This is a genomic window from Xanthovirga aplysinae (assembly GCF_009711365.1).
In the GTDB taxonomy this organism is placed as follows: Bacteria; Bacteroidota; Bacteroidia; order Cytophagales; family Cyclobacteriaceae; genus Xanthovirga; species Xanthovirga aplysinae.
The window spans coordinates 1-5,766 of record NZ_SMMB01000952.1 but is presented as its reverse complement, the minus strand read 5'-3'; the positions used below and the strand labels follow the sequence as shown (position 1 = coordinate 5,766).

At 35.6% G+C, this 5,766-nt stretch carries 5 protein-coding genes; 3 read left to right on the top strand and 2 right to left on the bottom strand.

Features of this window, described 5'->3' with window-relative positions:
* Window positions 1-1,080 (bottom strand): NAD(P)/FAD-dependent oxidoreductase (locus E1171_RS08860; RefSeq protein WP_155205650.1); only part of this gene is annotated, 1,080 nt, incomplete at its 3' end.
* A gap of 208 nt (window positions 1,081-1,288) precedes the next feature.
* Here E1171_RS08860 and E1171_RS08855 point away from each other — a divergent pair.
* From E1171_RS08855 to ccoS, 3 genes are all read left to right on the top strand, one after another.
* On the top strand, window positions 1,289-1,795 hold the full coding sequence (locus tag E1171_RS08855; RefSeq protein WP_155205649.1) for a response regulator: 507 nt from the start codon (window positions 1,289-1,291) through the stop codon (window positions 1,793-1,795).
* A gap of 166 nt (window positions 1,796-1,961) precedes the next feature.
* A complete protein-coding gene (locus tag E1171_RS08850) occupies window positions 1,962-4,403 on the top strand; it encodes a heavy metal translocating P-type ATPase (RefSeq protein ID WP_155205648.1) in 2,442 nt (813 codons plus the stop codon).
* A 203-nt stretch (window positions 4,404-4,606) separates the two neighbouring features.
* Window positions 4,607-4,774: a cbb3-type cytochrome oxidase assembly protein CcoS gene (gene ccoS / locus E1171_RS08845; RefSeq protein WP_155205647.1), complete on the top strand. Its 168-nt coding sequence runs from the start codon at window positions 4,607-4,609 to the stop codon at window positions 4,772-4,774.
* 1 nt (window position 4,775) lies between these two features.
* Here the strand turns inward: ccoS and E1171_RS08840 are convergent.
* Window positions 4,776-5,766, bottom strand: a 991-nt coding sequence (locus E1171_RS08840; protein ID WP_155205646.1) for a PDZ domain-containing protein, incomplete at its 5' end; no start/stop codon positions are given.

Genomic DNA, 5,766 nt, shown 5'->3' with positions numbered 1-5,766 from the left:
CTTACCAATAAAGGGAAAGGATGCCGTTAAGGCAATGCTGCTTTCCGTTAAAAGATAGGAGCCAAATAGCCTTTGAATTTGCCTTCCATACCATAATCTTCTGGAAAAATGTTGATTCCATAGATTAGAATAGTTTTTTTCCATTTCCTGTCTATTAAAAAAAGATTTTCGATAATGAAGAATAATTGTTTCAGCCAAAATCCTGGCTGAATGAATGGCTAGGGCAATTCCATTTCCACAAAGTGGAGTGATAAGTCCAGCACTGTCCCCCGTCATTAAAACATGATTTTCTACTGGACTTTTCGTTCCAAAAGAAATCTCATTTATCACCAGCGGTTTGGGAAATAAAAACTCGGCAGTATCAAAAATATCTCTTAAAAAAGGATTCTGTTTTAATATGCGGTTTTCCATTTCATTTATGGTTCTGTATTTTTTTAGATGCTCCCTTCGTCCCAAGTAGCAAAGGTTGAATTTTCCATTTTCAACCTCGCTTATGCCACAATATCCGCCTTCAAAATTGTGTAGAGCAATGGTATCGGAAGGATGCTTGGTATGTATGTGGTATTTTACAGCTAAAAATGGGGATCGGTGTTGAATAAAAGGCCTGTCTAGTTGTTTATCCAATTTCGACCTTTTCCCAAATGCACCTATTACAATTTGGGAGGCAAAATCATGCCCGTTCGCGAGAGTCAATCTAAAGGAGTTATTTAAAAAGCGAATTCCAATGACCTGGTTTTTTAATATAAATCGGACTCCGGCCTCTTGTGCTTTTTTATATAAAAAAGAATCAAAAGCATATCGACTTATGCCAAAACCACCTAAATCAAGGGGCATGCGCACACTTTTTCCTTTAAGGGAGGTGAGAAGAAAATGTCGGATTGCAACAGGGGCTAATTGTTCAGGGTAGGCATCTAATGATTTCAAAAATCCTATGACCTCATTGGAAATATATTCACCACATACTTTATGAGAGGGATAAGAGCCCTTTTCAATTACATTTACGCTGAATCCGGCTTTGGCCAATTGTAAGGCACTTACTAAACCTGCAATACCTCCACCTATGATGGTAACCTCCTGCATAATCTGAGGAATTAAGGAAATGGGGCTTCTATTTTGTTATAAGTTAAGCTAAAAAATGAATGATGTATAAATATGAAAATAATAAGTAATAATATAAAAATTTAAAACTTTCTTTAGTTGATTTTTATTATTTTAGAAAGGTCAACTTTTGGTTAATGCTTTATCACCGTTTGAAGTAATCCCACTGTTCATCCTCAAAAGGCCCACCATGAATAATTTTACAAAAAGCACCCCTTCTTCTTTACAAAAAGTTACATTAGGAAAAACAATGACCAGCATTTTGTTGGCAGGAAATAACCCTTCGCATTTGAGTGTTGTTTATGAAATGCTTAGAGATTTTAAAAGAAAAGAATTTACTATTTATACAGCTTTTACACTGGAAGATAGTTTAAAAAGAGTATTTCAATATCAGCCTCAATGTATTTTGTTGGATGATACACTTGGTCGAAAAAACATTAAAAGCTTTATTCATAAGCTTCAACAGCATAAACTTGAAAAAATTAATAAAATTCCTGTGATTTTATTAAAGACCTCTCACAAACAGGAAATGCCTTCCTCTGGTATTATGGATTTTTTGTTAAAACAAGGATTAACTGCTGATAAACTTGGATTCACCTTATTAAAGGTGATTAAGTTAAAGAAAACCCATAACACTTTTTACCGGACGTATCGTTTAAGTCGGCGTAAGCTAAGGCGTTTTTTTAGAAAATTCTAATTCCTTTATAGGGCTCTTTTACCCTTCCTTCTTGTCCCATCCCTAAAATCTGAATCAGGATTTTTGTCCAATTGCGATAAATTTAATGATAAAAATCATGTTTATCACTGAGAGCCCTCATTTTGATTTTCAGTGGATTATATCAGTTTTGCGTAAAGCATAACTGATGAGCGTGCAAGAAGAATTATTAACCTCCAATCAGACGGTTTGTTATCATTGTGGGGAAGATTTGGGCAAGGAACAGTTAGATTTTGATAATCATCTCTTTTGTTGCCAGGGCTGTAAAACGGTATATGATATCCTAAAGGACAATGGATTAGGAAATTATTATGATTTGGAAAGTAGTCCAGGTCTTAAGGTGAAGGAGGTGGAAATTTCCGACCGTTTTGCTTTTTTAGATAATCCAAAAATCCAACAAAAATTGTTGAATTATGCTGATGATCAATTAGGCAGAGTAATATTTTTTATTCCGACAATCCATTGTAGTTCTTGTATCTGGTTGTTGGAAAACCTTTATAAACTTCAAAAAGGAATTCGATATTCAAGGGTTAATTTTATGAAGAAGGAGCTCTCCCTTGATTTTGACCCCTCCATTCTAAGTTTACGACAGCTGTTGGAGTTATTGACTTCCATTGGTTATGAGCCCAATATTAGTCTTTCAGATGATGGAAAGCCAAAGAAGGTGAGAAAAGACCGTAGTCTTTACATCAAAATTGGTGTGGCTGGTTTTTGTTTTGGAAATATAATGATGTTGAGTTTCCCTGAATACTTTGGTTTTGAGGGAACGATAGACAATCATATTCGGCATTTTATCACCTATATCAATTTAGTTTTATCTCTTCCAATTATATTTTATTGTAGTTCTGACTATTTTATTTCTGCTTGGAAAAGCCTTCGCCAGGCATATATCAATATAGATGTTCCTATTAGTTTGGGGATCCTGGTTTTGTTTCTTAGAAGTGCTATAGAAGTTCTTTGGAATGTCGGACCAGGTTATTTTGACTCTCTAGCAGGTTTATTATTCTTTTTGTTGGTAGGAAAATGGTTTCAGCAAAAAACATATGATAGCATTTCCTTTGACCGCGACTATAAATCTTATTTCCCTCTTGCTATAAGCCGAATGAAGGGGGAAGAAGTGGAAAATGTTCCTGTTAATGATCTGAAAGTTGGCGATGAAATTCTGGTAAGAAACCGAGAACTAATTCCTGCAGATGGGATTTTAGTTAGCCAAGAAGCCCGAATAGATTACAGTTTTGTAACGGGAGAAGCCGAGCCTGATTCGAAATCGAAGGGAGATTATATTTATGCAGGAGGCCGACAATTGGGACAAACCATAAGATTAATCATTCAAAAGGAAGTTTCTCAAAGTTACCTTACTAGCTTATGGAATAGTGATGTTTTTGTGAAGGAGGGTGAAGATCAACATCAAAACTTAATTAACAGGATCAGTAAGTATTTTACATTGGTAGTATTAGTTATTGCCTTTCTGGCTGCTACTTTCTGGTGGATAGTTGATAGTCGATTGGCTTTGCAGGTTTTTACAGCAGTTTTGATTGTGGCTTGTCCTTGTGCATTAGCTTTGTCTACCCCTTTTACTCTGGGTAGTATTAGCAGGTTGTTTGGTAGACATCGTTTATATTTGAAAAATTCACATGTCATGGAGAAGCTGGCTTCAATAGATAGCATTGTTTTTGATAAAACGGGCACAATAACCGATGCAAAGGATCAATCTATTCATTTTGAAGGTGTTCAATTGGACAAATTAGATAAACAATTGATTCAGTCTTTGGTTTCTCAATCTACTCATCCCTTAAGCAGGAAAATCGATGGGTTTTTAAAGCAGGAAGGGGCGAAGGGTTTTATGGTTGAGCATTATATAGAGGAGGAAGGTCAAGGAATAAGTGGGAGAGTAAATGGAATAGAAATCCGGTTGGGAAAGCTGAGTTATGTAGCCTTAAGAAACAATTCAGATCGAATTTATCTTGATTCAAGGGACAAATCTACCAGTATTTATGTGGCTTTTGAGAAAGAGACTCGTGGGAGGTTTTTGTTGTCCAATTCTTACCGAAAAGGTTTAAAGCCATTGGTAGACCAGCTTAAAAATTATTTCTCATTGGCTTTAATCTCAGGTGATAATAATGGAGAAAAGGAAACTTTAGCTTCAATCTTTCCTCCACAAACCGATTTGCAATTCAAACAATCCCCTTCTGATAAATTGGAATATATAAGAAAGTTGCAACAAAAGGGAAAAAAGGTTTTAATGGTGGGAGATGGTTTAAATGATGCTGGGGCTTTGAAACAAAGTGATGTAGGAATTGCTGTAACAGGGGATATTATGGCCTTTTCTCCAGCATGCGATGCGATTTTAGATGCAAGTCGGTTTGAAGATCTTTTTAATTTTATACGATTATCCTTGATAGGAAAAAGAATTATTATAGCCAGTTTTGTTATCTCTTTTTTATATAATATAGTCGGACTCATGTTTGCCGTAAGTGGAAATTTAAGTCCAGTATTTGCGGCTGTTTTAATGCCATTAAGTAGTCTAACTGTAGTCATATTTACCTCAGGAATGGCAAAATTGATGGGATCCCGATATTTGAAATCCTAAAAGAAAATTGTCAAAGACTTCAAAAATTAAGTGGCCGTGTTGCGGGATCTTAAAGAATATTATTTTATTAATTTCCTTAGAATGTCATAGTATAATTTTAATTATAAAGGTGAAAATAATCAATGAAAGCTCTTGCTTAATTTGAATAATCTGTTTTTAAAAGAAATAATTATAAAATTGAGATAGTTAAAAAAGAAGTTACCATGTCTGTGATTTTAGTTTTAATAGGTTTAAGTGTGGGTGTCGCTATTATATTTTTAGCTTCCTTCTTTTGGGCAGTAAAAAGCGGGCAATACGAGGACACCTATTCTCCTTCTGTTCGAATGCTTTTTGAGGAGCGAAAAGATAAGGAGCCAAAGAAAGGAAAGTAATTTATATAGCACGTTGTAGGCGAAATGACTTTTTAACTAATTCTTTATCTCTAAGGATTCTTAAGTTAATTTTTTTCCCAGATTTGGATCGTAACAGTAAATTAAAATCTGACATTTTGATCCTCTCGGCTTTATTGCCATTTACATAGGTGATGATATCCCCTTCCTTAATTCCAATTCGGTCTGCAGGAGAGTTTTCACGGACACTGAAAACGAAAAATGCTCCTAATTCTTCCTCGCTTTCCGTAACTGTCATTCCACTCATGTTGTGTTCAAATTTTTTTCTAAAACGAGTACCCTTTTTTAAATACATTTTCTTTCTGGAATAATCAAGGATAACCACGAATCGACTAAGGATCTCCCCACCTAGGGTTCCCTGCCTTCCACTTTCTTCTACAAGGGAATAGTAGGAGGTCCCTTGGGGGAAGGAGCTAATGACTTGATCAAAGGAGAAATGTTTTAGATGAAGTTTGTTAATTCGTGCAAAATGCCCCCTTACAGGTCCACTAATTCCCCAGCCTAGGATGCTGGGAAGTGTTTTGGAAGGAAGTACAACATGTTCATGGGAACCGGAATCCAGCAAAACCGAATGGCTAGCCCCAGTATCTAACATAAGGCGAGCACTTGGAATTTTCTTTTCATTTATAAGAATGTCCGATTGAAGATAGGCTTTTGTATTTTCTATTTTTAACGGTATTTCTGTATAACTTCTTCTAGGCTTGAAAGAAGAAGGCTCATAAAGAGTAATTTGACTGCGGTCATAGTCAATTTTTATCACAAATCGGTTAAAAAGGTTATAACCTATAATTCCATGCACATCGACGTCCATAAGGTTGTCAATCTGTATAAAATTGTCTTCCATCACCAAAAGTTGTAATCCTTTGGCACTAACCCCAGGCAATTTCAGGCTAACATTGTTGGCTACATAGGCTTTTGCTCCTCGATGGCCTCCCGTACCCATTAAATAGATCTCCCGATCATAATTAATGTTG